Source organism: Collinsella aerofaciens (assembly GCF_002736145.1).
In the GTDB taxonomy this organism is placed as follows: Bacteria; Actinomycetota; Coriobacteriia; order Coriobacteriales; family Coriobacteriaceae; genus Collinsella; species Collinsella aerofaciens_A.
Genome location: NZ_CP024160.1, coordinates 1,327,003 through 1,352,284, shown reverse-complemented (window position 1 = coordinate 1,352,284; position 25,282 = coordinate 1,327,003). Strand labels below are relative to the sequence as shown.

23 protein-coding genes are annotated in these 25,282 nt (G+C 58.4%); 14 read left to right on the top strand and 9 right to left on the bottom strand.

Annotated elements, in window-relative coordinates; translation table 11 throughout:
* Positions 1 to 63: 63 nt before the first annotated feature.
* The 4 genes from CSV91_RS05965 to CSV91_RS05950 all read left to right on the top strand — a co-directional run bounded on the left by CSV91_RS05965 (position 64) and on the right by CSV91_RS05950 (position 3,777).
* Positions 64 to 642, top strand: coding sequence for a methylated-DNA--[protein]-cysteine S-methyltransferase (locus CSV91_RS05965; RefSeq protein ID WP_232049572.1), 579 nt, complete (start codon positions 64 to 66; stop codon positions 640 to 642).
* 228 nt (positions 643 to 870) lie between these two features.
* Complete coding sequence (locus CSV91_RS05960) at positions 871 to 1,560, top strand: response regulator transcription factor (protein WP_089572344.1); 690 nt, start codon at positions 871 to 873, stop codon at positions 1,558 to 1,560.
* On the top strand, positions 1,557 to 2,936 hold the full coding sequence (locus CSV91_RS05955; RefSeq protein ID WP_099432164.1) for a sensor histidine kinase: 1,380 nt from the start codon (positions 1,557 to 1,559) through the stop codon (positions 2,934 to 2,936). Before CSV91_RS05960 ends, CSV91_RS05955 begins: the two co-directional genes overlap by 4 nt.
* A 166-nt stretch (positions 2,937 to 3,102) precedes the next feature.
* Positions 3,103 to 3,777 (top strand): TIGR00266 family protein, encoded by a 675-nt coding sequence (locus CSV91_RS05950; RefSeq protein WP_089572342.1) that lies wholly within the window; start codon positions 3,103 to 3,105, stop codon positions 3,775 to 3,777.
* A gap of 69 nt (positions 3,778 to 3,846) precedes the next feature.
* Here the strand turns inward: CSV91_RS05950 and CSV91_RS05945 are convergent, their stop codons facing one another.
* Positions 3,847 to 5,091: a chloride channel protein gene (locus CSV91_RS05945; protein WP_099432163.1), complete on the bottom strand. Its 1,245-nt coding sequence runs from the start codon at positions 5,089 to 5,091 to the stop codon at positions 3,847 to 3,849.
* Positions 5,092 to 5,276: 185 nt separating this feature from the next.
* Positions 5,277 to 5,915, bottom strand: a complete 639-nt coding sequence (locus CSV91_RS05940; RefSeq protein WP_099432162.1) for a GyrI-like domain-containing protein — start codon at positions 5,913 to 5,915, stop codon at positions 5,277 to 5,279.
* A 271-nt stretch (positions 5,916 to 6,186) separates the two neighbouring features.
* Here CSV91_RS05940 and CSV91_RS05935 point away from each other — a divergent pair, with 271 nt between their 5' ends.
* Together CSV91_RS05935 and CSV91_RS05930 are read left to right on the top strand one after the other, a co-directional pair.
* Positions 6,187 to 6,888, top strand: coding sequence for an ABC transporter ATP-binding protein (locus CSV91_RS05935; RefSeq protein WP_099432161.1), 702 nt, complete (start codon positions 6,187 to 6,189; stop codon positions 6,886 to 6,888).
* A gap of 5 nt (positions 6,889 to 6,893) precedes the next feature.
* Positions 6,894 to 9,659, top strand: a complete 2,766-nt coding sequence (locus tag CSV91_RS05930) for an FtsX-like permease family protein (RefSeq protein ID WP_232049571.1) — start codon at positions 6,894 to 6,896, stop codon at positions 9,657 to 9,659.
* A 116-nt stretch (positions 9,660 to 9,775) separates the two neighbouring features.
* Here the strand turns inward: CSV91_RS05930 and CSV91_RS05925 are convergent, their stop codons facing one another.
* From CSV91_RS05925 to CSV91_RS05910, 4 genes are all read right to left on the bottom strand, one after another.
* Complete coding sequence (locus CSV91_RS05925) at positions 9,776 to 10,096, bottom strand: multidrug transporter (RefSeq protein WP_099432160.1); 321 nt, start codon at positions 10,094 to 10,096, stop codon at positions 9,776 to 9,778.
* Positions 10,097 to 10,539: 443 nt separating this feature from the next.
* Positions 10,540 to 11,460 (bottom strand): helix-turn-helix domain-containing protein, encoded by a 921-nt coding sequence (locus CSV91_RS05920; RefSeq protein ID WP_099432159.1) that lies wholly within the window; start codon positions 11,458 to 11,460, stop codon positions 10,540 to 10,542.
* Between the two features lie 431 nt (positions 11,461 to 11,891).
* On the bottom strand, positions 11,892 to 12,971 hold the full coding sequence (locus CSV91_RS05915) for a 6-phosphofructokinase (protein ID WP_099432158.1): 1,080 nt from the start codon (positions 12,969 to 12,971) through the stop codon (positions 11,892 to 11,894).
* 140 nt (positions 12,972 to 13,111) lie between these two features.
* Complete coding sequence (locus CSV91_RS05910; protein ID WP_099432157.1) at positions 13,112 to 14,197, bottom strand: carcinine hydrolase/isopenicillin-N N-acyltransferase family protein; 1,086 nt, start codon at positions 14,195 to 14,197, stop codon at positions 13,112 to 13,114.
* Between the two features lie 161 nt (positions 14,198 to 14,358).
* Between CSV91_RS05910 and CSV91_RS05905 the strand changes: the two genes are divergently transcribed.
* Positions 14,359 to 15,744, top strand: coding sequence for a M18 family aminopeptidase (locus CSV91_RS05905; RefSeq protein WP_172622456.1), 1,386 nt, complete (start codon positions 14,359 to 14,361; stop codon positions 15,742 to 15,744).
* Between the two features lie 281 nt (positions 15,745 to 16,025).
* Here CSV91_RS05905 and CSV91_RS05900 read toward each other — a convergent pair whose 3' ends face one another.
* The 3 genes from CSV91_RS05900 to CSV91_RS05890 form a co-directional block, all read right to left on the bottom strand.
* Entirely contained in the window at positions 16,026 to 16,961 is a 936-nt protein-coding gene (locus CSV91_RS05900; protein WP_099432156.1) for a D-2-hydroxyacid dehydrogenase, read from the bottom strand.
* A 129-nt stretch (positions 16,962 to 17,090) separates the two neighbouring features.
* On the bottom strand, positions 17,091 to 17,978 hold the full coding sequence (gene map / locus CSV91_RS05895) for a type I methionyl aminopeptidase (RefSeq protein ID WP_099432155.1): 888 nt from the start codon (positions 17,976 to 17,978) through the stop codon (positions 17,091 to 17,093).
* 160 nt (positions 17,979 to 18,138) lie between these two features.
* On the bottom strand, positions 18,139 to 18,915 hold the full coding sequence (locus CSV91_RS05890) for a radical SAM protein (RefSeq protein WP_099432154.1): 777 nt from the start codon (positions 18,913 to 18,915) through the stop codon (positions 18,139 to 18,141).
* Positions 18,916 to 19,140: 225 nt separating this feature from the next.
* Here CSV91_RS05890 and CSV91_RS05885 point away from each other — a divergent pair, with 225 nt between their 5' ends.
* The 7 genes from CSV91_RS05885 (at position 19,141) to CSV91_RS05855 (ending at position 25,267) form a co-directional block, all read left to right on the top strand.
* A complete protein-coding gene (locus CSV91_RS05885; RefSeq protein ID WP_099432153.1) occupies positions 19,141 to 19,938 on the top strand; it encodes an alpha/beta fold hydrolase in 798 nt (265 codons plus the stop codon).
* Positions 19,939 to 20,149: 211 nt separating this feature from the next.
* Positions 20,150 to 22,030: an HD domain-containing phosphohydrolase gene (locus tag CSV91_RS05880; protein ID WP_099432152.1), complete on the top strand. Its 1,881-nt coding sequence runs from the start codon at positions 20,150 to 20,152 to the stop codon at positions 22,028 to 22,030.
* 24 nt (positions 22,031 to 22,054) lie between these two features.
* Positions 22,055 to 22,411, top strand: a complete 357-nt coding sequence (locus CSV91_RS05875; RefSeq protein WP_099432151.1) for an Hpt domain-containing protein — start codon at positions 22,055 to 22,057, stop codon at positions 22,409 to 22,411.
* A gap of 251 nt (positions 22,412 to 22,662) precedes the next feature.
* The gene (locus CSV91_RS05870; RefSeq protein ID WP_147579393.1) at positions 22,663 to 23,202 is read left to right on the top strand and encodes a hypothetical protein; all 540 of its coding nucleotides are present in this window, start codon (positions 22,663 to 22,665) and stop codon (positions 23,200 to 23,202) included.
* An 8-nt stretch (positions 23,203 to 23,210) separates the two neighbouring features.
* Positions 23,211 to 23,540, top strand: a complete 330-nt coding sequence (locus CSV91_RS05865) for a helix-turn-helix domain-containing protein (protein ID WP_089572320.1) — start codon at positions 23,211 to 23,213, stop codon at positions 23,538 to 23,540.
* A 144-nt stretch (positions 23,541 to 23,684) separates the two neighbouring features.
* The gene (locus CSV91_RS05860) at positions 23,685 to 24,446 is read left to right on the top strand and encodes an ABC transporter ATP-binding protein (protein ID WP_099432149.1); all 762 of its coding nucleotides are present in this window, start codon (positions 23,685 to 23,687) and stop codon (positions 24,444 to 24,446) included.
* Positions 24,443 to 25,267 carry a hypothetical protein gene (locus CSV91_RS05855; protein ID WP_099432148.1) on the top strand — a complete coding sequence of 275 codons (825 nt, stop codon included), beginning with the start codon at positions 24,443 to 24,445 and terminating at the stop codon, positions 25,265 to 25,267. The genes CSV91_RS05860 and CSV91_RS05855 overlap by 4 nt, the downstream gene beginning before the upstream one ends.
* The last annotated feature ends 15 nt before the right edge of the window (positions 25,268 to 25,282 follow it).

Sequence of the window (25,282 nt, the reverse complement as noted above, 5' to 3'; positions counted from 1 at the left end):
GTCGATTGGGGTTGTCTGCACAATTCGCGGTATTATGTTGCGGAGTTTTGAAAGGAGCCGCTGGTGGTCACGACGACATTTGCCTCGCCTTTGGGCGAAATCTTGCTTGCCGCTGATGGCCGCGGTCTGACGGGGCTTTGGTTTGAGGGGCAGGAGCACTTTGGTTCCACGCTTCTCCGGGAAGACCCCGAACATGTTGAAGGCGCCGACGCGGTTTCCGGTACCGGTGGGATGTCTTCGGTGAGTCCGGCAAATGGCGCGGCTTCTTCGGTGCTTGAGCGTTCTTGGGCTTGGTTGAATGCCTATTTTGCGGGACAGGAGCCTCGATTTACGCCGCCGTTGCATTTGATCGGCACGGCGTTTCAGCGCGAGGTTTGGTTTGAGCTGCTTTCTATCCCGCGTGGCGAGGTCGCTACGTATGGCGAGATCGCCCAGCGTGTTGCGGCTCGACATCGTGTGCCAGGAAATGAAGCGCCCGCTGTGTCTCCCCGTGCTGTGGGGGCTGCGGTTGCGCGTAACCCCATTTCGATTATCGTGCCATGTCATCGCGTAGTTGCCGCCGATGGTTCGCTCAACGGATATGCCGGCGGCCTTGATCGCAAGGAGTGGCTACTGCGGCTTGAGGGCGCGTACGAGGAATAACGCTCGAACGCTTTGCATAACTAGGACGCCGCAAAAGGACGAGCCTCCGTCCTTCCGCGGCCGGTATGCGTCCGGGCGCTCGGCATCGGCGGCTTAAGTTTGGCTAAGTCACATCCTGCGTATTTGAAAACGCGCAGGTTGAGCCGCTAAGGCTGCGCTAAGGCGGTTGACGGTACGCTATCATCGGCAGTATCGAAACCTGTAGAGCCATGCGCCAAAGGAGCAACTATGAAGCTGATGCTTGCCGAGGACGAACCTGGTCTCTCCCGCGCCCTCACCGCGATTCTTCAACATAGCGACTACGAGGTCGACACCGCCCTCGACGGCTTGACGGCGCTCGAGAATCTACTCACCAACGATTACGACGCCGCAATCCTGGACATCATGATGCCCGGCATGGACGGCATCGAGGTGCTCAAGCGTACACGCGCCGCCGGAAAGCGACTGCCCATCATCATGCTCACGGCAAAAAGCGAGGTGTCCGATAAGGTCGAGGGCCTGGATGCCGGTGCCAACGATTACCTGACCAAGCCGTTTGCCGCCAAGGAACTGCTTGCGCGTATTCGTGCCATGACGCGTGCCGCGACGGCAATTGACGCCACGACGCTCAGCGTGGGTAACGTGCGCCTCGACACGGCGGCTTGCACGCTTGTGGGACCTTTGGGCGAGGAGCACCTGGCCAATCGCGAGTTTCAGCTTATGGAACTCTTTATGCGCAACGCCGGCACGCGCATGCCCACCGAGCGCCTAATGCTTGAGGTTTGGGGCGAGGACGCGCCCGAAGGTGCCAATGTAGTGTGGGTCTATATCTCGTACCTGCGCAAAAAGCTGACGGCGCTGGGTGCCGACGTGGCCATCCGCGCGTCGCGCAACCAGGGATATTCGCTCGAGGTTGTCGAGGAAGGAGAACGGGCGTGAGCGTGCGCACGTGGTGCAAGCGCATGGCGGCGAAGCTCGGCATGGGTGTGGGCTCGGGTAATCCGGAGCGCGCCGATGCTGCCAGTGCAATGGGCCGTCGCCTGCGTCGTAAGTTCATCCTCGTTGCCATGGGCGCTGTGACCGTGGTGCTCACGCTCATCATCGCTGGCATCAACATTGTCAATTATTCGCATGTTTGCAAGATGGCCGATGCACGACTGGACTATATCCTGGCAGGCAAGGATGGCATTGATGGGGAGGACGAGCCTAAGACCGGTCCCGGTCAGGATGCGGTTGCCGGCAAGGTTGCTACCGGTAACCGGGCGGCCGTTCGCGATGTGCATTTTGAAGGCATGACGGCGGAGTCTCCCTTCGACACGCGCTACTTTACGGTGTCGATTGCCGGCGGGCAGGTGACCGATGTCAACACGGCCCGCATTGCCGCGGTAGGTGCCAAGCGTGCCGCCCGCATCGCTGCAGGACTATATTCCAAGGGTTGGACTTCGGGCTTTTCTGGCAACTACCGTTATACGGCTACGGTTCAGGGCGACAAGACAACCTATGTGTTCGTGGACTGTTCGCGCGAGCTTGCAAGTTTCCATTCGTTTTTGAGCGCGAGTGTGGCAATCAGCTGCATTGGCTGGCTGGCGGTGCTGGCAATTGTAACGGTCGCCTCGGGTGCGGTGATTCGGCCGATGGTCGAGAGTTATAGCAAACAGAAGCGCTTCATTACCGATGCAAGCCACGAGATCAAAACGCCGCTGGCCGTGATTGACGCCGCCAACGAGGTCCAAGAGATCGAGAGCGGCGAGAGCGAGTGGACGCAGAGCATTCACGAGCAGGTCGCGCGGCTGACGGCGCTCACGGAGCGTCTGGTGTTCCTGGCGCGTATGGACGAGGGTTCGGCCGGCTTTACTATGGCGACGATTGATCTTTCGGAGGCCGTGGACACGGCTGCGACGCCATTTGAATCGGTGGCGGTTTCGCGCGGAAAGCGGCTGTCGACGTCGATCGCGAGCGGTGTGCGGGCCCATGCCGATGCCGCGGCAGTGGCGCAGGTTGTTGAGCTGCTGCTGGACAACGCCACACGCTACGCAAGCGAGGACAGCGTGATCGAGCTGAGCCTGCGCGCCGTTTCGCGCGGTGCGGGCAAAGGCTCGGCAGAGCTTGTCGTATCGAACGCTGTAGACGAGCTGCCCGAAGGCGACCTGGACCGATTGTTCGACCGCTTCTATCGTGCGGACGTGTCGCGCAGCTCCAAGACAGGCGGCTCGGGTGTGGGCCTATCCGTCGTGCGCGCCATCGCCGAGGCCCATGGCGGCTGCGCTACCGTGTCCGGCCACGATCATCAGATCGCCTTCACCGTCCGCCTCTAAAACCTGCCAAAAAGGGACAGGTTTATTTTGGCAGGTTTTATCTGTGCAGACGGCAGCGGAGGCTGGCGGTGATCGGTGCCATGAACGCCACCGACCCAAATAAACGCACCTCTAACTGCTAAAATATGGACATCGTTGTTCGGCTCCCGAAGGAAAGGAGACGGTCATGCAGTACGAGATCGGCGGAGGGGCTTTCCCGGTTGTTACGTGCAACCTTAGCGACGGCGAATCCATGATCACCGAAAGCGGTGCCATGGTCTGGATGACCCCCAACATGGAGATGTCCACCTCGGGCGGTGGCATAGGCAAGATGTTCTCTAAGGCTTTTTCGGGTGAGGCGTTGTTCCAAAACATTTGGACCGCGCACGGCGATGGTATGATTGCGTTTGGCTCTTGCTTCCCCGGCCGCATTATACCGATCGAGATTGGCCCTGGTAAGAGCTGGATTTTGCAGAAGCGTTCGTTCCTTGCCGCGGAAAGTGGTGTTGAGCTGAGCATCCACTTTAACAAGAAGGCAAAGACCGGCGTCTTTGGTGGCGAGGGTTTTATCATGCAAAAGCTCACGGGCTCGGGTATTGCCTTTGCCGAGATCGACGGCGACCTAGTTGAGTACGAGCTTGCTGCTGGCCAGCAAATGATTGTAGATACCGGCAACGTGGCCGGCTTTGAGGAGACGGTGAGCATCGACGCGCAGATGGTCAAGGGCGTCAAAAACATCATGTTTGGCGGTGAAGGCGTGTTTAACACTGTGCTCACCGGTCCGGGGCGCATCTGGCTGCAGACAATGCCCATTTCCAATCTTGCGGCAGCAGTGGCTTCGATGACCAACAACAATAACTAATCGCGTATAGGATGACGCGCGCGGCGGGCCTGGCCTGTCGTGCGCGTTTTTTGGTGGCAAACGCCCTGTTTATCGGGTTCGGCTGTGCTCCTGCAGCGCATAGATCGACTTATCCATGTTGAACAGGTAGGCCACGACGCAGACAATAAAGAACGTCGGCAGACTGCTAAAGCCAAAGACCTCGCAGCCAATAAAGATGGGCGCGAGCAGCGTATTGGTGGCGCTGCCAAAAACGGCGGCGTAGCCCAGCGCGGCGCAGAGCTCGGCGGGCATGCCGAGAATCCCGGCGAGTACGACACCCAAGCTGGCTCCGATGGAGAACAGCGGCGTTACCTCGCCACCCTGATATCCTGCGGCAAGCGTGGCAATGGTGAGTGTGAATTTGAGCGCCCAGTCCCAAGGCATGATGGCGACCTTGCCGTCACCGTTGAGTGCCGCCGATATCAGGTTGGTGCCAAGTCCGCAGTATCGCCCTTGCCACAGCGCGAACAAAATCGCCGACAGCACAAGGCCCATAACGGCAATGCGCGTATAAGGGTTGGGGAACAGCCGCGCCGCAAGGGTCTTGGCGTGGGCAAGGCACCAGGCAAAAGCGCCACCTACCATACCAAACGCGATACCCAACAACGCCAGCCATCCAAGACCGGGGAGGTCGAGCGCATACGAGGCGGTAACGGCGACCTCGAACTTCTCGAGCCCCAGGGCGCCGGAGGTCATGCTTGCGGCAAGTGAAGCCGTAAGCGCGGGAAACAGCGCGCGGTATTCCATGCGTCCGGCGACCAGCACCTCGACGGCAAAGACCGTAGCAGCGAGCGGTGTTCGAAAGAGTCCGGCAAAGCCAGCGGCCATACCAATGAGCAAAAACGTGTTGCCGGGGTCGCGGAAAGGCAGGCGTCGGCCAATCCAATGCGAGACGGTTGCACCGATCTGCACGGCCACGCCCTCGCGTCCCGCACTGCCGCCAAAGAGATGCGTGGCCCACGTGCTCAGCATAATGAGCGGCACCAAACGTGGGGAGATGGCGTCCTCGCGTCCGTGGCCTACGTCGAACACCAGACTCATGCCGCGGTCGGTGCCCTTGCCCCAGGTGCGGTAGGCAAACACGATGGCAAGGCCCGCAAGAGCGAGAAAGGGGAGCAGCAACGCGACGTGCACGTCCCGGAAGGCGCCGATTGCCAGGAGCACACGACCAAAAAGGGCACAGATGGCGCCAACGATGATGCCGATAGGGATTCCGACGGCACCCATAAGCACGAGGCCGCTATAGGTGTTGACCAGGCGTTTAATCCTGCTCGATACGTTGCTTTCTGACATTTTGCTTTCCGACACTTGCTCTCTTGATAGAAAAAGAGCTGGAGTTGCGCATCGTTGAGAGGCTTTCCAGCTTTAGCAAAACAAACTTATAAGATGCGATGGGCCGCGTCAAGATAATTACCGGACGGCCTAGGAGGCGGCTGGTTGGCTGGCTTAAAACCCAGCGCGTGAAATGACGCCCCACGCTATTCAGCGCGCTTGATAGGATGACGAACCACGGTCTTAAGTTTCTCCGGTGCGCATTTGCGTGGATCGGAGAGATAGATTTCGTGATGTAAACGGGTGTCTGAGAAGTCGGGAACATAGCCCAGCTCGGTCGTGTATTCATGCATAGCGTCTACGGTCGCCGGTTCGTTGTCGTAGGGCCCGGTGTGCATACATTGAACGCAGAGACCCTCGTCAACTTTAAGCAGTTCGACGGCGGAAAAGTCCAGTTTCTTTTTGGTCGTGGCTTCCGCGACTGCCCAGTCAAAGTCATCTCGGGTGACGAAATCGGGCAGGCGGATGCACGAGATAAAGTTGAAATTGTCCTTGCGGGCATAATCGATGTCGCCGCTCGGGGACTCTTGCCACCAGAAACCCTCGAGCGGCGGTACCACAAAGTCGAAATAGCCCTCGATACTCCTTGAGCCTTTCTTTGACATCTTGACGGTATAGGCGATGCCGTAAAGTAGCGGCAGGGCGTTTTGATACTCGCCACCTTCGGTATTTGGGTCGCCCTTTCCGCGAACGGCAACGTAGCTCATAGGCGGGACAGTTACGATACTCGGCTTGCTTGCAGGTTTATAGAGCTCCTTGCATTCCTTCTTAAAGTCGAACGCCATGTTGGCCGCCTTTCTGCGTATTGGCCCGCTTAGATAGTCGAATCATATCATAGAAACGAACAGCTGTTCGAATGATTTGGCTGACAGATTGAGATGCGTGCGTTGTGTTTGGCGGTCGGCCTGACCCCGTCGATGATTTCTCGGCCTCCCCGGCGCCCTATCTATAGCTGCCGTTTCCCCATATAAAACCTGCCAAAATAAACCTGTCCCTTTTTGGTAGGTGCGAAATGGGTAATACTAAAGAGTTATCCGACCAGATGGGAATTAATCGATGGCCTATATCGAATTCAAAGACGTCATCAAGGCATACGGCGAGGGCGACGCCCGCATCCACGCGCTCGACGGCGCGAGCTTTACGGTCGAGCGCGGTGAGCTCGCCATCATTCTGGGCGCTTCGGGCGCCGGCAAGACCACGGCCCTCAACATTCTGGGCGGCATGGATACGGTAACCTCCGGCACTGTGACGGTGGACGGGCGCGACGTGAGCTCCGCCAATGAGGCGCAACTCGTGGAATACCGCCGCGCCGACGTCGGCTTTGTCTTCCAGTTCTACAATCTGGTTCCTAACCTGACGGCGCTTGAGAACGTCGAACTCGCGGCGCAGATCTGCCCCGATTCGCTCGATGCCGAGCAAACGCTTCGTCAGGTTGGCCTGGGCGAGCGCCTGGGCAACTTTCCGGCGCAGCTTTCGGGCGGCGAGCAGCAGCGCGTATCCATCGCCCGCGCGCTGGCCAAGAACCCCAAGCTGCTTTTGTGCGACGAGCCTACGGGTGCACTCGACTACAAAACCGGCAAGCAGATCTTGCAGCTGCTACAGGACACTTGCCGCAAGCAGGGCATTACGGTCATTATCATCACCCACAACTCTGCGCTGGCGCCCATGGCCGATCGCCTGATTCGCTTTAAGAGCGGTCGCGTAGAGAGCGAGACAGTCCAGCAAAATCCCGTGCCGATCGAGACGATCGAGTGGTAGCGCCCATGGACCAAGACCGCCAAAACAGCCAACGCCGCGATGCGCAGAACACGGAGCGCGAGCAGGATTTTACGACCTACCGCACCGCCCAAAGCTCAAACGATATGGTGCCGACGGTTTTTCGCCGTGGCATCTACCGCACAATCCGAGGCAGTCTTAAGCGCTTCTTATCCATCGTGGTCATCACCGCGCTCGGTGTGAGCGTGATGTGCGGCCTCAAAGCGGGCTGCGAGGACTTGTGCGATTCGGTTGACGCTTACTTTGACCAGCAGAATGTTTATGACATCAACGTGCAGTCGACCTATGGTCTGACCGATGACGATCTTGCTGCGATCCAAGAGGTCGATGGCGTCGAGACGGCCGAGGGCATCTATACCGAGACCGCCTATACCGCCGTGGGCACGACGCGCGAGCGTGTCGTCGTACAGAGCCTCTCCAAAGAGAATATTGACCAACCGGTGCTAGTACGCGGCGAGCTGCCCGAGACTTCGGGCGAAGTGGCAGTGACCTCACGTTTTTTGAAGGCTTCGGGCAAGAAAATCGGCGATACGGTGAGCTTTGCCGCCAATGACGCGAGCTCGTCCAACCAAAGTGCCAAGGATCAATTTGCCGCGGGCGATTACACCATTACGGCCGAGGTTCTCGATCCTACTGATGTGAGCTCCGACTCGACAGTCAACGCCTTTCGCGCTGCTTCGACTGCGGACTACAAGTTCTACGTGAGCGAGGATGCCGCGACATCTTCTTCCTACTCCGCTGTCCATGTGGTCGTCGAGGGAGCCAAGAGCCTCAACTCCTATTCGGATGCCTACTCGGCAAAGATCAATGAGGTCAAGGGCAATATCGAGAAGATCCGCGAGGAGCATGAGAAGGCGCGCGCCCAGGAGCTGACGGTCGACACGCCGGCGAGCTTGGACGCGGCTGAGCGTCAGGCGAATATGGTCTTTGGGATCGAGCAGGACAACATCAATCGCATGGCCGAGGGCAGCGACGAGCGTGCGCAGGCGCAAGCCGACCTGGACCAGCGCCGTGCCGCCGCCGACCAGCAGTTTGCCGATGCCCGCGCCGAGCTCTCTGACCTGGGTGAATGCACCTGGTACATCCAGGACCGCGGCAATATCGCAAGCTACTCGAGCGTCGAGAGCGATAGTTCTTCGATCGAGGCCATCGCCACGGTGTTCCCGTTCATCTTCTTTATCGTCGCCGTGCTTATCAGCCTCACCACCGCCACCCGCATGGTCGAGGAGGAGCGCACGCTTATTGGCCTGTACAAGGCGCTCGGCTATTCACGCGGGCGTATCCTGTCCAAATATGTGGACTACTCGCTGTGGGCGTGTCTGATCGGTGGCGTGCTCGGCAATATCATCGGATTTGTGGGTCTGCCGCTGTTCTTGTTTACGGTGTTCGACGACATGTACTCGCTGCCCCAGATGCTACTTTCGTACGACATCGTGTCCTCAATCGTCTCGGTGGCGCTGTTTGCCGTGGGCGTGGTGGGAGCCACGATTATCGCCTGCCGCCACGAGATGGCCGAGACCCCTGCCTCGCTCATGCGCCCCAAGGCCCCGCGCGCCGGCTCGCGCATCTTGCTTGAGCGCATCGGCTTTGTCTGGCGCCGCATGGGCTTTTTGAACAAGGTGGCAGCGCGTAACCTGTTCCGCTACAAAAAGCGCGCCTTTATGACCATCTTTGGCATTGCGGGCTGCACGGCGCTTGTGATTTGCGGCATGGGCATCCGTGATACGTCGGTCGCGCTGTCGCCCAAGCAGTACGGCCACATCACACGCTACGATTTGCTGGCGGTCGCCAACCCCGATGATTTTTCGCAGACGTGCGCGGCGTTGGATGAGCGCAGTGCAGCCAAGGATTCCAACGTGACCGTGACTTCGACGCTGCCGATTATGACAGACAACGTCATCTTTACATTTGGCGGTAAGAGCGAGACCGTGCAGCTCATCGTGATTCCCGACGACCGCACGGGTGACTTGGGCGATTACGTGCGCCTGGAGGATGAGTCCAAAGAACCGCTCGCCCTGCGTGACGGGGATGTGTATTTGAGCAAGAGCTCTCAGCTGGTGCTGGGGATCAAGCCGGGCGACACGGCTCACGTCCAGGATTCGTCGCTCAATGTTGCCAAGGTCAAAGTCAGCGACATTTCGCTCAACTATCTGGGCAACACGCTTTACATGACGCAGGGCACCTATGAGCGCGCGTTCGGTCGAAGCGCGCGCCTCAACGGCATCCTTGCGCTGCTTAAGGGTTCGTCGGCTGATCAGATTGCGTTTACCAACCGTCTTAAGAGCGATGGTTGGATTACGCTGTCGAGTACCGCCGAGCATTGGGAAAACTATGAGGCAAACTTTACGATTATCAATTCGGTCGTGGTGCTTGTGACCTTTATGGCGGCCTGCCTGTCGTTTGTGGTGGTATTTACGTTGTCTAACACCAACATCTCGGAGCGCGAACGCGAGCTGGCGACTATCAAGGTGCTGGGCTTCCGTCGTGGCGAGGTGCACCATTATGTCAACAAGGAGACGTTGATTCTTACGGCGATCGGAGCCGCGCTGGGCGTACCGCTGGGCGGTGCGCTGGCCGAGAGCTTTACGTACATCTTGCAGATGCCGTCATTGTACTTTGACGTTGAGGTCGAGCCGCTGAGCTACGTGTTATCCGTTCTGCTGGCCTTTGCCTTTACGTTTATCGTCAACCTCGCTACCAATCGCACCCTCAATAAGATCGACATGGTCGGCGCCCTCAAGAGCGCCGAGTAACCTGCCAAAAAGGGACAGGTTTATTTTGGCAGGTTTTATCTGGGCAAACGCCGGACAACCATTAGGTGGCCCGGCGTTTGCCCCGTTTTGCTGGGGATGTCTGCCGTTCAGTGCTCTTACTGGCCAATCCAGTGTTGCGCATAGCTCTTAATGTCCTCGGTAAAACCGTCAAGGTCGTCAAGGGTGATCACGCTGTCGATAAGCAAATTGGCTATCTCGCGGTGCATTGTGCTGCGGCGAAGGTCGTTTGCAATTACGCCTGAGGACAGCTTGTCTCTATTGAGGTGCTCTTCTAGTGCCCAAAATCTACTGGACGCTTCACTGTCGCCGTTCAGTATCTCAACGTACTGGCCGATGAGCTTTTCCATATAACGTTCTTGCCATTGAGGAAGCATTTTCTTAAACAGCTTCCAGTCGCTTTCGGCTACGTCGCGCATATGTCCTCCGCTCGTCAAACGGGCTTTCCATTTGCCTTTCATTCTATTTGGTTTTCGCTCACAGGCGTGGATGAGAGGCTCTCTTTAGCCTTCGAGATTGGGCTTGAATGGGTCGTATGCCACAAAATGGGCCTATCTACTACGTTTGCTACCACACCCTCAACCATGACAAAGATTATGAAATTAAAACCGCAGGTAGAGGGCTTGCCAATTTTCGGAAAAGGCGGGTATGGTCGGCCCTCTCGAGTTAAACGTAGTAAATAGGCCCTTTTCTTGGCGCGCGGTCAGCTCAATGCTAATCTCCGTGCCGGAACTGATCCAGTTGTTTGTAAGTTGCGGTGATATACGGACTGTTTGGCGCTTTGGAGCTTCAAAACAGTCCCTATTTCACCGCAACTTAGAAGAAGGGCGGGGGTGGTTGGGTGCTGGTGGGTCGGAGCGTGTTAGGCCTGTTTGCGGTGCTTCCATTGTTTGCGGCACCAGCGCATGAGCGCCTTTATGACGGGAATCGTGATGAGGATGATCCATGCAGGATGGGGCTGTCCCAAACAGAGCCACATGTAGAGGAACCAAGCGATGGCGGCTGCCGGGTAGATGGCCTCGATCAGCTTAGACAGGTGGCGCCGATCGATGAAGTCACCAATCGCGTAGTAGACGGGAACCAGAAAGACGAGGAAAAGCCCCATGCCCCATGTGCCGTAGACAATGCCGAGCACCAGATAGGCGAGAGTGACAAGTGCGGGGAAGGGGAATTTGTTCCATGCACGTCCGACCTTGGTGTGGAAATGCTTGCCATGATGGTCGAGCTTGTCGTGTGCTTCCTTCCAGCTGGAAAACGTCTCGCCGTCGATGGTGACGGTGCCGTCGTCATTGGTACGCACGCTATGTCCGTCGTCCTCAAGCGTATCGATATGCACGCCGCCCGGCCCCACATGCACCTCTTCGCCCTTGCGCTCGTTGGTCACATGGATGCCGCTCCAACCAACATGGACTTCCTCGCCTTTATTGGGATCAATGACGTGGATACCGCGCGCGAGGGAAATATCGACAAGTGGTTTGTCGCCGCAATCGGCGTGCCCGGCAGAATCCTCAGCCTCGTCAGCCACATCCGCCGTCTCGGTGTCGGCGCTACCGTCTTCCAGGTCGTCGGCATCGTTGGCCGCCTCCCCATATAGCAGCTCGTCCAACGACACGTCATACAGCGCGGCGAGCGCAATGAGGTTATCGGTATCGGGTGAGGACTCACTGCGCTCCCATTTACTAACAGCCTGGCGGCTTACGCCCAGCTGGGCAGCAAGCGCCTCCTGAGAAAGCCCGGCAGCCTTGCGGCGGTCAACGAGCCGCTGTGCCATTGCAAGATCCATAGCAGTTCCTTTCATGTAGTGACCGTAATCGAATGAGCCGAGTATGCCGAGAACAACCGGTAGCGACCACCATTTCTAGTTAGAATCTGCCCCAACCCTACCGCAACTACCGGTAGCAACCATCATGACCAGCAATTATGTGACAAATGTCAGTGCGCGCAACAGCTAAGAGCCCGGGTCAAAAGTTGCGGTGGAATAGTTTCTAGATTCAGCCATTTGCAGGCTAAGCAGGAACTGTTTCACCGCAACTTAATTTCAGATCAGGCACCCGCAGCAAGAAGACGAATAGCCTCGGCGAGTATGTAAACGCAGGGCCCTCCGACCCCGCCCGACGATTTCGATTGGCGACCTTTGACGGAGTCAAGGGAGGAGCCAAATCGAAATACGTCGGGCGGGGTCGGAGGGTCCGATGGGATGGATTTCGGCCGAGGCTATTCGTCGCCGAAGCTGATGCCCAACGCCTTGGCCTCGCGCACCAGATCGCTCTGGGGGTCGACATATTTGAGCTTGCCGGCGACCTCCTCGAGCGGCATGTGGCACATCTTGCCGTCACGCAGGGCAATCATGTAGCCAAACTCGCCGCGTAGGCAACCGAGCGCTGCCTCGACGCCGCACTGGGTCGCAAAAATGCGGTCCTGGGCGTCGGGCTGGCCGCCGCGCTGCGTGTGGCCGGGGATGGCGACGCGGGTCTCGCGACCGGTCTTGGCCTCGATCTCCTTGGCGATGTCGTACACGATTGACGGGCTCGTACGCTCGGCGAGCTTCTTCTTGTACTCCTTCTTGGGCAGCGCCGCGTCCTCCTTAGAGATGGCGCCCTCGGCGACGGCCACGATGGTAAAGCGGCTGCCGGTCTCCATGCGATGCTCGATGGTCTTGATGACGTTGTCCATGTCGTAGGGGATCTCGGGAATCAGGATGACGTCCGCGCCGCCCGCGACGCCGGCGTACAGCGGAATCCATCCGACCTTGTGGCCCATGATTTCGATGACGAACACGCGGCCGTGGCTCGAGGCGGTAGTGTGGATGTCGTCGATGCACTTGGTGGCGACGTCGATGGCGCTCGTAAAGCCAAACGTCAACTCGGTGCCCCAGGTGTCGTTATCGATGGTCTTGGGCAGGGCGATAACGTTGAGGCCCTCTTCGCGCAGGCGGTTGGCGGTCTTGGTGGAGCCGTTGCCGCCCAGCATAAACAGGCAGTCGAGCTGCAGCTTGTGATAGGTGTGGACCATTGCGGGCACCTTCTCGACGCCGTCGGCCTCGGGAATGTCCAAGCGCTTGAACGGCGTGCGGCTCGTGCCCAGGATGGTGCCGCCGCGGGTGAGGATGCCGCTAAAATCGGCGGGCGTCATAACACGGAATCTGCTGTAGATAAGGCCCTGGTAGCCGTCCTCAAAACCATAGATCTCGATAGGCTCTTCGCTATTGGTCATAAGCGTTTTGACAATGCCGCGCATGGTGGCGTTGAGCGCCTGGCAGTCGCCGCCACTGGTAAGAAGACCGATCCTAAGCATGATGAATCCTTCCGGGCAAGTTATAACATGCGCATAAGTTTACCCCCGCACACTGTTGATACGGGGGTAAAACGTGTTAGCTCAAGCGTATAGAAATGTAAGCAACGTCAGGCGAGCGTAAGGACGACGGTGCCAGCTCCTTACAGCGCGAAGGCGTCGACGTCGCCCCAGTGGCGGCGCAGCGTGATGGCGGCAGCGGGCTCGGTGTTGTCAAAGACGACCGACCACTGCGTGTTGCTGGTGATGTCTTCCGGATTGGGCTTTTGCGCCGCAGCGCGCAGGGCCTTCCAAGCGACTGCCTCATCTTGGGCGCCGGTATGGGCGTCGAGGACATCGGCGATGGCGATGGCGCGTTCCTTGCCATGGCCCAGCTCGCCGTTCTTTTGGTTGGGCAGCACTTCGTTGCCATAGCAGGCGTAGAAGTTCGTAACCTGGCGTACGGGCGTTGCCTTGCATGCACGGTTGGGATCGCGCGGATCCCACTCCACCACCCGCGCGTCACCGGCGGCGTCGTTGATAAAGAAGTGGTAGTCGCGTCCGGCCATGGCGTGCATGTCGTAGGCGGAAAGCAGGTCTACGGCCTCCTGCGTGGTAGCCGCGCGGTCGAGCACCAGGCGGATGGCGAGCGAGGTGTTGATGACGGGGCGTTGCGTGTCCTGGTCACAGGGCTTGGAATCCAGGGTGAGTACGGCAATGGACACGCCGTATTCGTTAACACCGTCGAGCTGGGCAAACGGGCCCATGAGTGCGGCGGCGCGTCCGGCGACGGAGTCAAGCGGAGTGTTGGCGCCCAGGTTATTGAGGGCCGCAAAGCCGATGGAGGCATAGCCATTGCGCGGGTGATTGCGCACCAGCAGCGCCGAGGTGTCGTCCTTAAAGTCGTAATTGCGACCGGTGCGCACGCGGCCTTCGGCATCTACGGCGACAAAAGCGCTGCAGGCAAACTGGGGCGCCTGGACATGTGCCGGCACGCCGGGCAACACCTGCGCCACCACGGCATCGATGTAGGCCTGGTCGTCGCGCACGCCAGCGGCGATGACGCGATCAAGATCGTAGTCGTAGGCAATGTCGATTGCGTACAGGTCATAGCCATCCGCATAGTCGGTCAAGCGTTTGAGCGACGCGACGGACTTGATTTGCTTGTGATAAACGATGCCGGTGGCAGCGGCAAGGCCGACGGCGGCTCCCGCGACACCGCAGGCGATGGCAATGTTACGTGGCTTCATGACGGCTCCTCTCGTCCTGTTAGCGCAATTGTCGCAAAAGGAGCGCGGGCATGATGGCTCAACTTGGTGAGTGGCGCGGAATTAAGCGCGGAATGAAGAGTGCGGCGCTGGCGTGGCGGGGTATGCTGGAAGGGACCATCAACCCAGCGAAAGGGGAGAGCATGACGGATCAGGAAACGCCCGAGCGCGCGCACGTGACGGCCGACGATATCGAGGCCGCCAACGACCTTATCGACTTTATCGAGGCATGCCCCAGCATGTTCCATACGGCGGCGACCATTATGGCCGAGCTCGACGAGGCGGGCTTTACCTACCTGCCCGAGAACGCGGCGTGGGATATCGAGCCGGGCGGGCGTTATTACACGCAGCGCAACACCTCGAGCGTTATCGCCTTTAAGGTGGGCGAGGACCTGGCCGCGACGTGGGGCGAGGACGGCGTTGCCGGTGACTATCATTTTCAGCTCACGGCGTCGCACAGCGATTCGCCGACGTTTAAGGTCAAGGCCGTGCCTGAGCTTGACGGCGCGGGCGAGACGCTGCGCCTGAACACCGAGGCCTACGGCGGCATGATCGACTACACCTGGTTCGATCGCCCGCTGGCGCTCGCGGGCCGCGTGTTGGTGCGCGAGGGTGACCGCATTGAGAGTCGCTTGCTTGCCACCGAGCGCGAGGTCGCCATCATCCCGAGCCTCGCCATCCACATGAACCGTGGCGTCAACGAGGGCTTTGCTCCCAACCGAGCCGTTGACCTGTGCCCGCTCATCAGCGCTGGTGACCTTAAGCAGGGCGACTTTGACGCCCTGATCGCCGACGAGCTGGACGTTGAGCCCGAGCAGATTTTGGGCCGCGATCTGTTCCTGGTCAATCGTCAGGATGCGCGCATTTGGGGCTGGGCCGACGAGTTTATCTCGACGCCCAAGCTCGACGACCTGGCCTGCGCCTACACCTCGCTGCAGGCATTTTTGGGTGCCGAGAACGCGCACGACGTTTCGGTCTTCTGCTGCTTTGATAACGAGGAAGTTGGCTCCGAGACCAAGCAGGGCGCCATGTCGACGTTCTTGGCCGACGCGCTGCGCCGCATTAACGGATCGCTGGGCTTTGACGACGAGTCGTACCATCGCGCCCTTGCCGCTTCGATGCTCGTGAGCTGCGACAACGCGCATGCCGTGCACCCCAACCACGCCGAGAAGTGCGACGCCCGCAACCAGGTTGTGCTCAACGGCGGCATCGTCATCAAGGAGGCCGCCAACCAGCACTACTGCACCGATGCCTTTAGCCGCGCGGTGTTCCAGGCTATTTGCGATGACGCCGACGTGCCCACGCAGGCCTTCGCCAACAAGAGCGATATGGCCGGCGGCTCCACGCTCGGTAACCTGTCCAATATGCAGGCGAGCATGCATGCCGTGGACGTGGGCCTGCCGCAGCTGGCCATGCACTCGAGCTACGAGACCGGCGGCGTACGCGACGTGATGTACGCCATCCGCGCCCTCACCGCCTTCTACGAGCGCAACCTAACCATCAACGGCGCCGAAAGCGTGGAGCTCTAAAATCGACCAAAATGAGATGACAATTTTGGCAGGTTCTATCTGGGCAAATGCCACAGCGCCAACGGCAAGACGGAGCTGCTAAGGCTTGCAGATGAAGTCGACGCCAGTGAAACTCCGCAGGTAGAGCAAAAGTCAGCGAGAGCCCGCCAGAGCGAGCAAGGTGACGTGAAAGAGGAGGGCATAGGCCTTTTGGCCATGCCCGACGATTGAACGTCAGATTGCCGCTCTGGCGGGCTCGCAGCGTCGAGGGGTTCCGGCGTTTGGTAAAACGCCGGAACAATCTAATGCTCGATCCAACAGCGCAGCGTCTCGCCGGCCTGCAGGTGACGCAGGTTCTCCGCGGCGATGTCGACCACATTGTTGAGCGTGGCGGCCAGATGGAACCAGCCGGAGACGTGCGGTGTGATGAGCATGTTGGGCGCATCCCACAGGGGACTTGTCTCAGGCAGCGGCTCGGGGTCGGTGACGTCGACCGCGGCGCCGGCGAGATGTCCTGACTCCAGGGCGGCAACTAAGTCGTCGGCGACCACAAGATCGCCGCGGCCGCCGTTGGCAAAGAAGGCGCCCGGCTTCATCGCGGCGAAGAACTCGGCGTTCGCCAGACCGCGGGTCTCGGACGTGCTGGGCATAAAGGATGCGACGACGTCTGCCTCGGCCAGGCGCTCGGGCAGGGCGTCCATACCGTCCATGTCCTCAAACACGATGGGGTAGACGAGCGGATGGCGCTTGATGCCGCGGACGTGTGCACCCATGCTGCGGCAGAGCGTGGCGAAGTGGCCGCCGATATCGCCCGCGCCCAGCACGAGCACATTGGCATTTTTGAGCGAAGTGACCGGTCCCAAATCCTCCCAGCGATGCTCACGCTGCAAGTCGTGATAGCCGGGCAGGCGCTTCATCATGGAAAGGACCATGGCAAACATGTGCTCGCTCACGGCCTGGCCGTAGGCGCCCACCGAGCAGGAAAGCTTAGCGTCGGCTGGCACGGTGCCGGCGGCCAAGTAATCGTCATAGCCCGCGGTCTGCAGTTGCAGCAGCTGGAGGTGCTCGCATGCGGTAAGCAGGGCAGGGTCTATGTTGCCCAAGATAACGTCGGCGTTGGCGACTTGTTCACGCGTGATGGCGTCGGCGCTCGTGTAGATAAAGTCCTCGCCCGGAGCGCTCGACTCAAGAATTGCGCGATGGCGATCGTTGACGGGCAACAAAACCAGGATGTTCACAAGCAGTCCTCTCCGCTCGACCCGCCAAAAAGGACAGGTTTATTTTGGCAGGTTTTATCAGGCAAAACGCTCAAACAAAAACGCCGGATGCAAGACGAGCGTGCCCGTCAGCATCCGGCGCATCCACGGCTACCAGCTCAGCAGCTCGTAACCGTCCTCGGTCACCACGAGCTGTACCTCGCACTGGGCCGAATCGCTGCCGTCCTTGGTGCGCACGCACCAGCCATCGCCCTTGCTAATCTTGATGTCGGGCGCTCCGGCGTTGACCATAGGCTCGATGGTAAAGACCATGCCCGGAGCCATGATGGTGTCCACATCGGGCGCCTCGGTGGTAAAGCCCACAAACGGGTCCTCGTGGAACTCCTTGCCAATGCCGTGTCCGCCGTACTCGCGCACCACGCTAAAACCGGCGTCCTCGACCGTCTTTTGCACGGCCTCGGCCATCACGGACAGCGGCAGCCACGGCTTGACGGCGGCAAGGCCCGCCTCCACGCTGGCGCGGGTGACGTCGACCAGGCGCTGGCGCTCGGCCGAGACCTCGCCGATGCAGAACATGCGGCTCGAGTCGCTAAAGTAGCCGTCCAAGATCGTGGAGCAGTCCACGTTGATGATGTCGCCCTCGTGCAGCACGTCCGTATCACAGGGGATACCGTGGCAGACCACGTCGTTGATCGAGGTGCACACGCTCTTGGGGTAGCCCTCGTAGTTGAGGTCGGCTGGCGTGCCGCCATGCTCGACGGTGTAGTCGTAGATCATCTGGTCGATCTGGTTGGTGGTCATGCCCGCGGCGATGTGCTCGCCTACGTAGTCGAGCACGCCCACGTTGATGGCGGCGGAGCGCTTGATGCCCTCGATGTCGGCGGGCGTCTTGTAGAGCGTGCGGGGCAGAACCTCCCAGCCCTCCTCCCACAGGCGCTCGAGGCGCTCGTCGAAGGCACTGTGGCATTTCTTGTATTTTTTGCCGCTGCCGCACCAGCAAGCGTCGTTGCGGCCCGGCACGGGTCCTTTGTCAAACATGGCTAACTTCCTTTCATTTGCAGCTAGTATAGCCCACCCACGTGTCCATAAAAGTTGCGGTGATATAGTTCCGATTTAAGCGGTTTAACAGCACAAATAGGAACTATATCACCGCAACTGATGGAGCGGGATGGCTGACACTAGCTGCTGCGTGGTTTTGCTAGTAACTCACCTGGCAGGGAATGCCGAGGGCTTGGACGCGCGCGGCAATGGCGTCGAGCACCTCGGGCGCCGCTTTAGCAAGGCCGGCGACCGGTGTCTCGCGCGCCACCGTGTAGATGGTCGCTTCCTGCGGACGAATGCGCTTGAGCGCCGCGAGCCAAGGGGCAACGTACTCCTCGCCGGTGTTGTCGATGGGCCTGCCCTGATACTCGCCGGTCAAAAAGATCGTCTGGATAATAACGTGACCGTCAAAGCTTGCGAACGTCTCGATCTGGCGCTCGACGTCGTAGGGGCCAACAGGCTGGTCGAGCAGCTGGATAAACGCCGGGTCGACCGTATCGAGCTTAAGAATGTTGTCGTCGACCATCATGAGCGCATCGTGTACCTGGGGGCGGTCGGCGCGTGTGCCGTTGGAGAGCACAGCAATCTTGGTGTTTGGGGCAAGCTCGTCGCGCAGCGCGACGGCACCGGCGATGGCCTGCGGAAACTCCGGCGCGGCGGTGGGCTCGCCGTTGCCGGCAAACGTGATCACATCGGGGAGCTCGCCCTCGGCTGCCATCTCGCGCAGCTTTGCCTCGAGCGCGTCGAGTACCACGGCAGCCGTGTTATACGGCTCATGGCAGGGGCGCTCGGCGTTGAGGCCGTTCTCGCAGTAGATGCAGTCGAACGTGCAGATTTTGCCGCTGGCCGGCATCATGTTGACGCCGAGCGAGAGACCAAGGCGACGGCTGCGAACGGGCCCAAAGATGGGGCTGGCATTCAAAAACGTAGACATAGGCAAATGCTCCTCAAGACAATTGTGCCTAAGCATAGCATCGGCTCCAAAGCAAGGTGCGGGCTCTTGCTTTACAAGTTTCGTTTTTTCACGTCGCTTATTATGCCGTGCCATGAAAAGCCTCAGGTCGGGTACAGTTAATCTGTTAACAAGGCGTAAGGCAATGCGGGTCTATCCAACCGTACTGACGTGCAACTGGATGGGCATTGACGATGGGAACACAGTATGGATTTTACGGTCGAGAATGCGGGCACCACGATCGCCTGTCGCGAATATGCCGGCCCGGATGTGTCGCCTGATGCTCCTGCCTTGGTGTGCGTGCACGGCGCCTGCGTCGACGGCGTCTTTTTTGACGCCATCGCCCGCGAGCTCGCCTGTAACTACCGCGTCATTGCCTACGACCGACGCGGTTGCGGCGAGAGCGGCGACGCTGTAGACGGACGCTACGACCTCGCCGCCCAGGCCGCCGACCTGCAGGCCGTTATCGAGCATATTGGCGCTCCGGCAAACGTGCTCGCGCACAGTGCCGGTACGCTGGTGACCCTGGAGCTTCTCCGTGCAAACCCCGCCATAATCTCGCGTGCGATTCTGCATGAACCCGCCGTGACGGATGAGGGTACCGGCCTGGGCGCGGCCCCGGTTTTGCTCGAGATGATCGCCGCGGGAAAGGTTTCCAGGGCATTACGGGCCTTCCTGGGCGCCATCGGCGATTCGGACCCCGAGGCCCCCAAGTTAACCGAGGCAGAAGCCAGGCATGCCCTGCGCAACGGCCGCAGTTTCATGGCAAACGAATACGGGATTACTATGACCTGCGTTCCCGATTGGAATAGCGTTCGCGCGTCGAAAACGGTGGCCGCTGTGCTCCTGGGCGAGCTTTCGATTGGCACGCCCCGCGAGGTGGGCACGAGGATGGCGGCTGAGCTTTTGGACTGTCCGCTCGTGACGATCCCGGGCGCGCACAACGGCCTGCGCGATCGCCCGGTAGCGGCTGCCCAGACTGTCCGTGGCATCCTGGGGTTCTAGCACCCGCAATAGCCAAAGCAAGCTCCATCCGCAAACGTTTCGGCCGTGTTAACAAATGTGCTCAAAACCTCACGTCTGCGGCTTCAATCGCGCCGTCTGCCAACTCATAAAAATGTAGCAGCATTCACGTACTTACCTGCATCGACAAGGTGTTACCCTTGTAGCATTTGGAACCCACCGCTACCATGCGAAACTATCGAAAGGGCCCCATATGCTCAATAATCACGAGGCCAATCTAACCGACGAGGAGGCTGCCGCCGAGGTCGCCCGCGTCGCGAAGACCTACCCCGTGGTGCGTTTGCTGTCGGCCGATCAGATTAAGAGCGAGCCTAACTGCTTGCTCGCCGGCGATCGCTGCCCTTGTCTGCGTCAGTCGAGTCTTGAGGCCTTGACAGATTCCGATGAGGTGTCGGAGCAACTGCTCAACGATGGCGTTGAGTACCGCGCCCTTCTGCGCCCTCTAAAGGTCGAGGGCGAGCCTCATGTCTTACTGATGGTGCGTCCGATCGATGAGCAAGAGGCTGCAGAAGAGGACCTTGTCTACACCGACGTGCTGACGAGTGTGCACAATCGCCGATATTACGAGGAAAAGCTTCGTGGCGCCCGTATGAATGCCGGCGTTGCGATGATCGACCTTGATGATTTTAGGGTCTTCAACGATACGTGTGGCCGTCATGCCGGCGACCTTGCGCTCGGTGCTGTGGCGACGGCCATACGCAGCGGAATTCGTTCGACTGACGAGCTTGTACGCTATGGCTGCGACAAGTTCGTGGTCGTCATGCCCAATATTCCCTCCGATGACTTCACCCGTCGCCTGCATCAGGTGTCCGATGCCGTTCGTTCCACGATTATTCCGGGCCATGAGTACGTGAGCTTGACGGCATGTGTTGGTGGCGTTCGCATTCATGGCGAGACGGTCGATGAGGGCGTTGGCCGCGCTGTCCAGTTACTGAGCCGTGCTAAGGCAAAAGCCGGTACGGTCGTGACCGATGCCGATTCCATCGAGGCCTTCCAAAGCGAAAAGCCTTTGGTGCTTATTGTCGATGACTCCGAGATGAACCGAGTCATTCTCAACGAGATGCTCAAGGACGAGTATTGCATCCTCGAGGCCGATAACGGTCGTGCGGCGCTCGACATGGTCGACCGCTATGGCGATGAGTTGTCGCTCGTGCTGCTGGACATTGTCATGTCGGGCATGAGCGGCTTTGGGGTGCTGGCCGATCTGTCGCGCCGAACGGGTATCGACAATCTGCCTGTCATCATGATCTCGAGCGAAGATTCCGATGATATGGTTCTGCGCACGTACGAGTTGGGAGCCTCGGACTATATCAACCGCCCGTTTGACTCCCGTGTCGTGCGCCGCCGTGTAAGCAACACCATCCGCCTATACGCCAAACAGCGCCGCCTGACGAACCTGCTGTCCCAGCAGTACAACGAGCGCGTCAAGAACAGTCGCATGCTCATCGACATCATGGCCGGCGTCATGGAGCTTCGCAACGGCGAGAGCGGCAGGCACGTTACGAACATCGAAAAGCTGACCGAGCTGCTGCTTGGCTGTCTGGTCCAGCGTAGCGGCACGATCTCCCTCGACAATGAGGAACGCTCCACGATCGCCCTGGCTTCGGCGCTGCACGATATCGGCAAGATGTCGATTGACGATGCGATCCTCAACAAGCCCGGACGCCTTACGCCCGAGGAGTTCGAGATTATGAAGACGCATACCACGATCGGCGCCGACATGCTGCTTGAGCTGGGTAGCCATCACGCCGGCAATGCGCTTATGGAATATGCGTACCAGATTGCGCGTTGGCACCACGAGCGCTGGGATGGCAAGGGTTATCCCGATGGCCTTAAGGGCGACGAAATTCCCATCGCCGCGCAGGTGGTTTCGGTGGCTGACGTGTACGATGCACTGACGAGCGTGCGCGTGTACAAGGACGCTATCCCGCACGAGGAGGCGATCCAGATGATCCTGGACGGTAAGTGCGGCACCTTTAACCCGCTGCTGCTTGATTGCCTGCTCGAGGTGCAAGACCAAATTGCCGAGACGTTGGCACGCCCCGCTGACGTCGTCGCGTTTCCCACGATTTAGTTTGAACAAAGGAGTTTTTAACCCATGATTTCCATGCGTGAGGCGTATGAGAAGATCGGCGCTAATTATGATGACGCGTGCGCTCGGCTGATGGGCGAGGAAATGCTTGCCCGCTTTGCCCTCAAGTTTTTGGATGACGAGAGCATGGACAAGCTGGAGGCTGCCATGGCGGCAGGAGACGCCGAGGAAGCGTTTATGGCGGTGCATACGCTCAAGGGCGTGAGCCAGAACCTGGGATTTGATAACCTGTACAAGCCGGCGGTCGTGGTGACCGAAACGTTGCGCGGCGCCGATGCCGTTGACGGCGCCCGCGAGGGAATGCATGCGCTGCAGCAGCAATATGCGGCAACGATGTCGGCTCTGCGCGAGGCGGCCGAATAAGAGCTTGCGAGCTTTGATGACTATGAGAGTGGATAATCTCCCGTTTTAGGCCCGGTGGCGGCCTCAAAGTGGGAGATTATCCACTCTCGTTCGATACGTGTCCAAAAATCCACTCTCACCCCTTCTGATTAGTGAATGGCCTATGCGCACTGGCGGGGCTTTCCGCATGCAATCCATATCGTTGTTCGATAAACTGTTCGAATAACGATAGAGTCGATGAGGGTGAGTGTATGTCCAACAGCGTTCAGCGTATGGCCAAGGCGGGCGAAAATATCAGGAAGCTTGGTTTTTGCATGGCAGCCGTTTTTGCAGGGATGCTCGTCGCTTTTGCCGCGTTGGTTGTTTACGTGATCTGGTATGCGGTTACAAACGTTGCTTCTGTCGATTCTTTCGGTGTCGTGACGTTTCTCAATGGCGGGTGCGTCGTTATCCCAAGCGGACTGTGCCTGGCACTCGTCGTGGGTATTTCGCTTGTCGTTTTGTGCGGGATCAGCCGTAATATCTCTCGGGGCGTCTCGCCCTTTACCAAGACGCATGTGCGGCTTATCCGTGTTCTCGCGCTTGCCTTTGCTGTTAACGCCGCGGTTTCGCTTGTTGGTGCCTATGGATCGGTCAATCTCACCATTGGCGGACTGGAGCTTTACATCGTGCCTCATTCCTTCGTTATTGAGATTTGCCAAGGCGCTACCTTTGATGCGGGGTCGTTTATCGGCGCAGTTGTCTGTTTGTTTATCTCGGCGATCTGGAGTTATGCCTCGCTGCTCCAAGAGCAGTCTGACGAGCTTGTGTAGGAGGAAACATGAGCTATCTCATCATCGAGCTTGAGACGCAGCTGCTTAAGACCGGAAAGACCAGCGCTGATCTGATTCGGGCGACGGGGCATACTCCGGCTAATATTTCAAAGCTTAGAAACGGAAAGATAAAAGCTATTCGCCTAAAGACGCTCCTCGATATCTGTGATGAGCTTGATTGTCAACCGGGAGATATTATTCAGCGCGTGAGCGAGAAAGAGCTTGAGGAGCTTATTGTTGAGCGCGCAAAAAATGTTGTGAGACAGATGCGGGATGGCGGAGGCAACGAGGCGTCGCTTCCGACATCAGTCTTTGCTGTCGATTTGAGTGACGAGTAGCTTAAGGCGAACAACTAAAACGAAATATCAGCGTGAAGGGACTCGTGTCTAACACGTGTTCTTTCTTTTAGATTATCTTGACAAATACGAGTTATCGAAAAACAATAACAACTATGGAAAACGATAAAGGAAAGAAGGAGCGATATGAGCGGTTTTGCTATCAAGCAGAACGGGAGGCCAATGAACACATCAGCGATAAAGCTATCAAAAGTATCAAAGCGCTACGGGAAACGGCGCGTTTTGCATGACGTTTCCTTCGAGGTGCATCAGTCTGAGCTCTGTGCCCTTGTCGGTGCAAACGGTGCGGGCAAAAGCACGCTAATTAAAATCGTCTTGGGCATCTGTGAGCCATCGTCGGGAAGCGTGGAACTCTTCGGAGGCAAGTCAAAAAGAGAGCTGAGCCTGATGCGGACGCGTGTCGGCTATGTACCAGATTCCAGTGGAGCATATCAATCTCTCAGTGCGGTTGAGAATCTTCAAATCCGATGTGCGGAATGGGGGCTCGATGAGAAGCGTGAGATTCCTCGCGTTTTGAGCCTAGTCGGGCTGGATGCCGATGAGAAAAAGAGCGTGAGCAGTTTTTCTCTGGGAATGAAACGGCGATTGGATATAGCTACGGCTTTGTTGGGCGACACCGACTTGCTGATTTTCGATGAGCCGGCAAATGGATTGGATCCGTTGGGCATTGAGAGCATATGGACCCTTATCGGCCGATTGAATCGAGAGCAGGGTAAGACCATGCTCATCTCTAGTCATGATTTGGATGAGCTGGCATCGGTTGCAACAAGTTGCGTGTTTATTCATGACGGCGAACTGCTGAAAAAGGAATCGATGGACGTCATAAGGGATGAGGCGCCATCCCTAAAAGAGTATTACAGGCGCTTGATGAAGGCGGTCTCGCTATGAAGCGGGCGATTCATCCCATAAAGGCAGATATGATGCGTTTGCACAGGATGTTTCCGGCGAAGTTTGGTCTTGCGCTTATGCTGGCGTTCGGCCTTCTCTTCGGTGTCTTTCTAAAAAGCGGAACAACGTTGCTCGCCTTTGGCAATAGCGTTTGCGGGGAGGATATTGGTTTCATCTGGAATGTAATCGATCCTACTGCGCCTGATGAGTCCCTTGTGCGTAGCGCCTTTGCCGGCACATCTCTGTTTGTGCCGCTCATCGTTTGCCTGGTAATTCTACAGGAGCGTGGCTATGAAGAGGGCTGCCGAATTTCTTTGGCAAGAGGTCTCAACCGCTTTTATGGGGCTCTAGCCCATGCATTTTCGTCTGCTTCGATAATTGGCGCAGCATATAGCGCGCTTTGCCTTCTTCTTTTTGCAATAGCGATAACACGTGGAGGGCAAAACTATGCGCATAGCATGCTGACTGCATTTTTGCCCGCAATGATGATTAACGCCGTATTGGTGATATCGATTGCGCTGGAGACGGTGAGCATCTATCGGATTACAAGCAGCGCCGTATTTAGCGGGGCTGTGGTAATAATCGGATTTGTCATGAGCTTGACGCTCTACGGAACTTACCTTCAGACGCCCATACCGTCCTTGCAATGGATCTTCTTTCTTCCGGGGCCGTACCTTGGAGTCGGATGTGCCCTTGGGTATAGCGATATGGGGCAGCTGACGCTTCTGGGATATGGCGTGGCAGCCAGCTGTCTATCGGTATTGATTTACGCTCTCTTGAGCTTTCGCGCTGGGGGTGTGCTCAATGGCTCGTCAGACTAAAAGATTCCTCCATTC

What these genes read in the sequence shown, in the direction of transcription:
- map (WP_099432155.1), bottom strand. Translation starts at nt 17,978, where the DNA reads ATGTTTGACAAAGGACCCGTGCCGGGCCGCAACGACGCTTGCTGGTGC.
- CSV91_RS05950 (WP_089572342.1), top strand. Translation starts at nt 3,103, where the DNA reads ATGCAGTACGAGATCGGCGGAGGGGCTTTCCCGGTTGTTACGTGCAAC.
- CSV91_RS05940 (WP_099432162.1), bottom strand. Translation starts at nt 5,915, where the DNA reads ATGGCGTTCGACTTTAAGAAGGAATGCAAGGAGCTCTATAAACCTGCA.
- CSV91_RS05910 (WP_099432157.1), bottom strand. Translation starts at nt 14,197, where the DNA reads ATGAAGCCACGTAACATTGCCATCGCCTGCGGTGTCGCGGGAGCCGCC.
- CSV91_RS05875 (WP_099432151.1), top strand. Translation starts at nt 22,055, where the DNA reads ATGATTTCCATGCGTGAGGCGTATGAGAAGATCGGCGCTAATTATGAT.
- CSV91_RS05925 (WP_099432160.1), bottom strand. Translation starts at nt 10,096, where the DNA reads ATGCGCGACGTAGCCGAAAGCGACTGGAAGCTGTTTAAGAAAATGCTT.
- CSV91_RS05870 (WP_147579393.1), top strand. Translation starts at nt 22,663, where the DNA reads ATGGCCAAGGCGGGCGAAAATATCAGGAAGCTTGGTTTTTGCATGGCA.
- CSV91_RS05915 (WP_099432158.1), bottom strand. Translation starts at nt 12,971, where the DNA reads ATGCTTAGGATCGGTCTTCTTACCAGTGGCGGCGACTGCCAGGCGCTC.
- CSV91_RS05855 (WP_099432148.1), top strand. Translation starts at nt 24,443, where the DNA reads ATGAAGCGGGCGATTCATCCCATAAAGGCAGATATGATGCGTTTGCAC.
- CSV91_RS05930 (WP_232049571.1), top strand. Translation starts at nt 6,894, where the DNA reads ATGGACCAAGACCGCCAAAACAGCCAACGCCGCGATGCGCAGAACACG.
- CSV91_RS05865 (WP_089572320.1), top strand. Translation starts at nt 23,211, where the DNA reads ATGAGCTATCTCATCATCGAGCTTGAGACGCAGCTGCTTAAGACCGGA.
- CSV91_RS05945 (WP_099432163.1), bottom strand. Translation starts at nt 5,091, where the DNA reads ATGTCAGAAAGCAACGTATCGAGCAGGATTAAACGCCTGGTCAACACC.
- CSV91_RS05960 (WP_089572344.1), top strand. Translation starts at nt 871, where the DNA reads ATGAAGCTGATGCTTGCCGAGGACGAACCTGGTCTCTCCCGCGCCCTC.
- CSV91_RS05885 (WP_099432153.1), top strand. Translation starts at nt 19,141, where the DNA reads ATGGATTTTACGGTCGAGAATGCGGGCACCACGATCGCCTGTCGCGAA.
- CSV91_RS05905 (WP_172622456.1), top strand. Translation starts at nt 14,359, where the DNA reads ATGACGGATCAGGAAACGCCCGAGCGCGCGCACGTGACGGCCGACGAT.
- CSV91_RS05890 (WP_099432154.1), bottom strand. Translation starts at nt 18,915, where the DNA reads ATGTCTACGTTTTTGAATGCCAGCCCCATCTTTGGGCCCGTTCGCAGC.
- CSV91_RS05920 (WP_099432159.1), bottom strand. Translation starts at nt 11,460, where the DNA reads ATGGATCTTGCAATGGCACAGCGGCTCGTTGACCGCCGCAAGGCTGCC.
- CSV91_RS05935 (WP_099432161.1), top strand. Translation starts at nt 6,187, where the DNA reads ATGGCCTATATCGAATTCAAAGACGTCATCAAGGCATACGGCGAGGGC.
- CSV91_RS05860 (WP_099432149.1), top strand. Translation starts at nt 23,685, where the DNA reads ATGAGCGGTTTTGCTATCAAGCAGAACGGGAGGCCAATGAACACATCA.
- CSV91_RS05880 (WP_099432152.1), top strand. Translation starts at nt 20,150, where the DNA reads ATGCTCAATAATCACGAGGCCAATCTAACCGACGAGGAGGCTGCCGCC.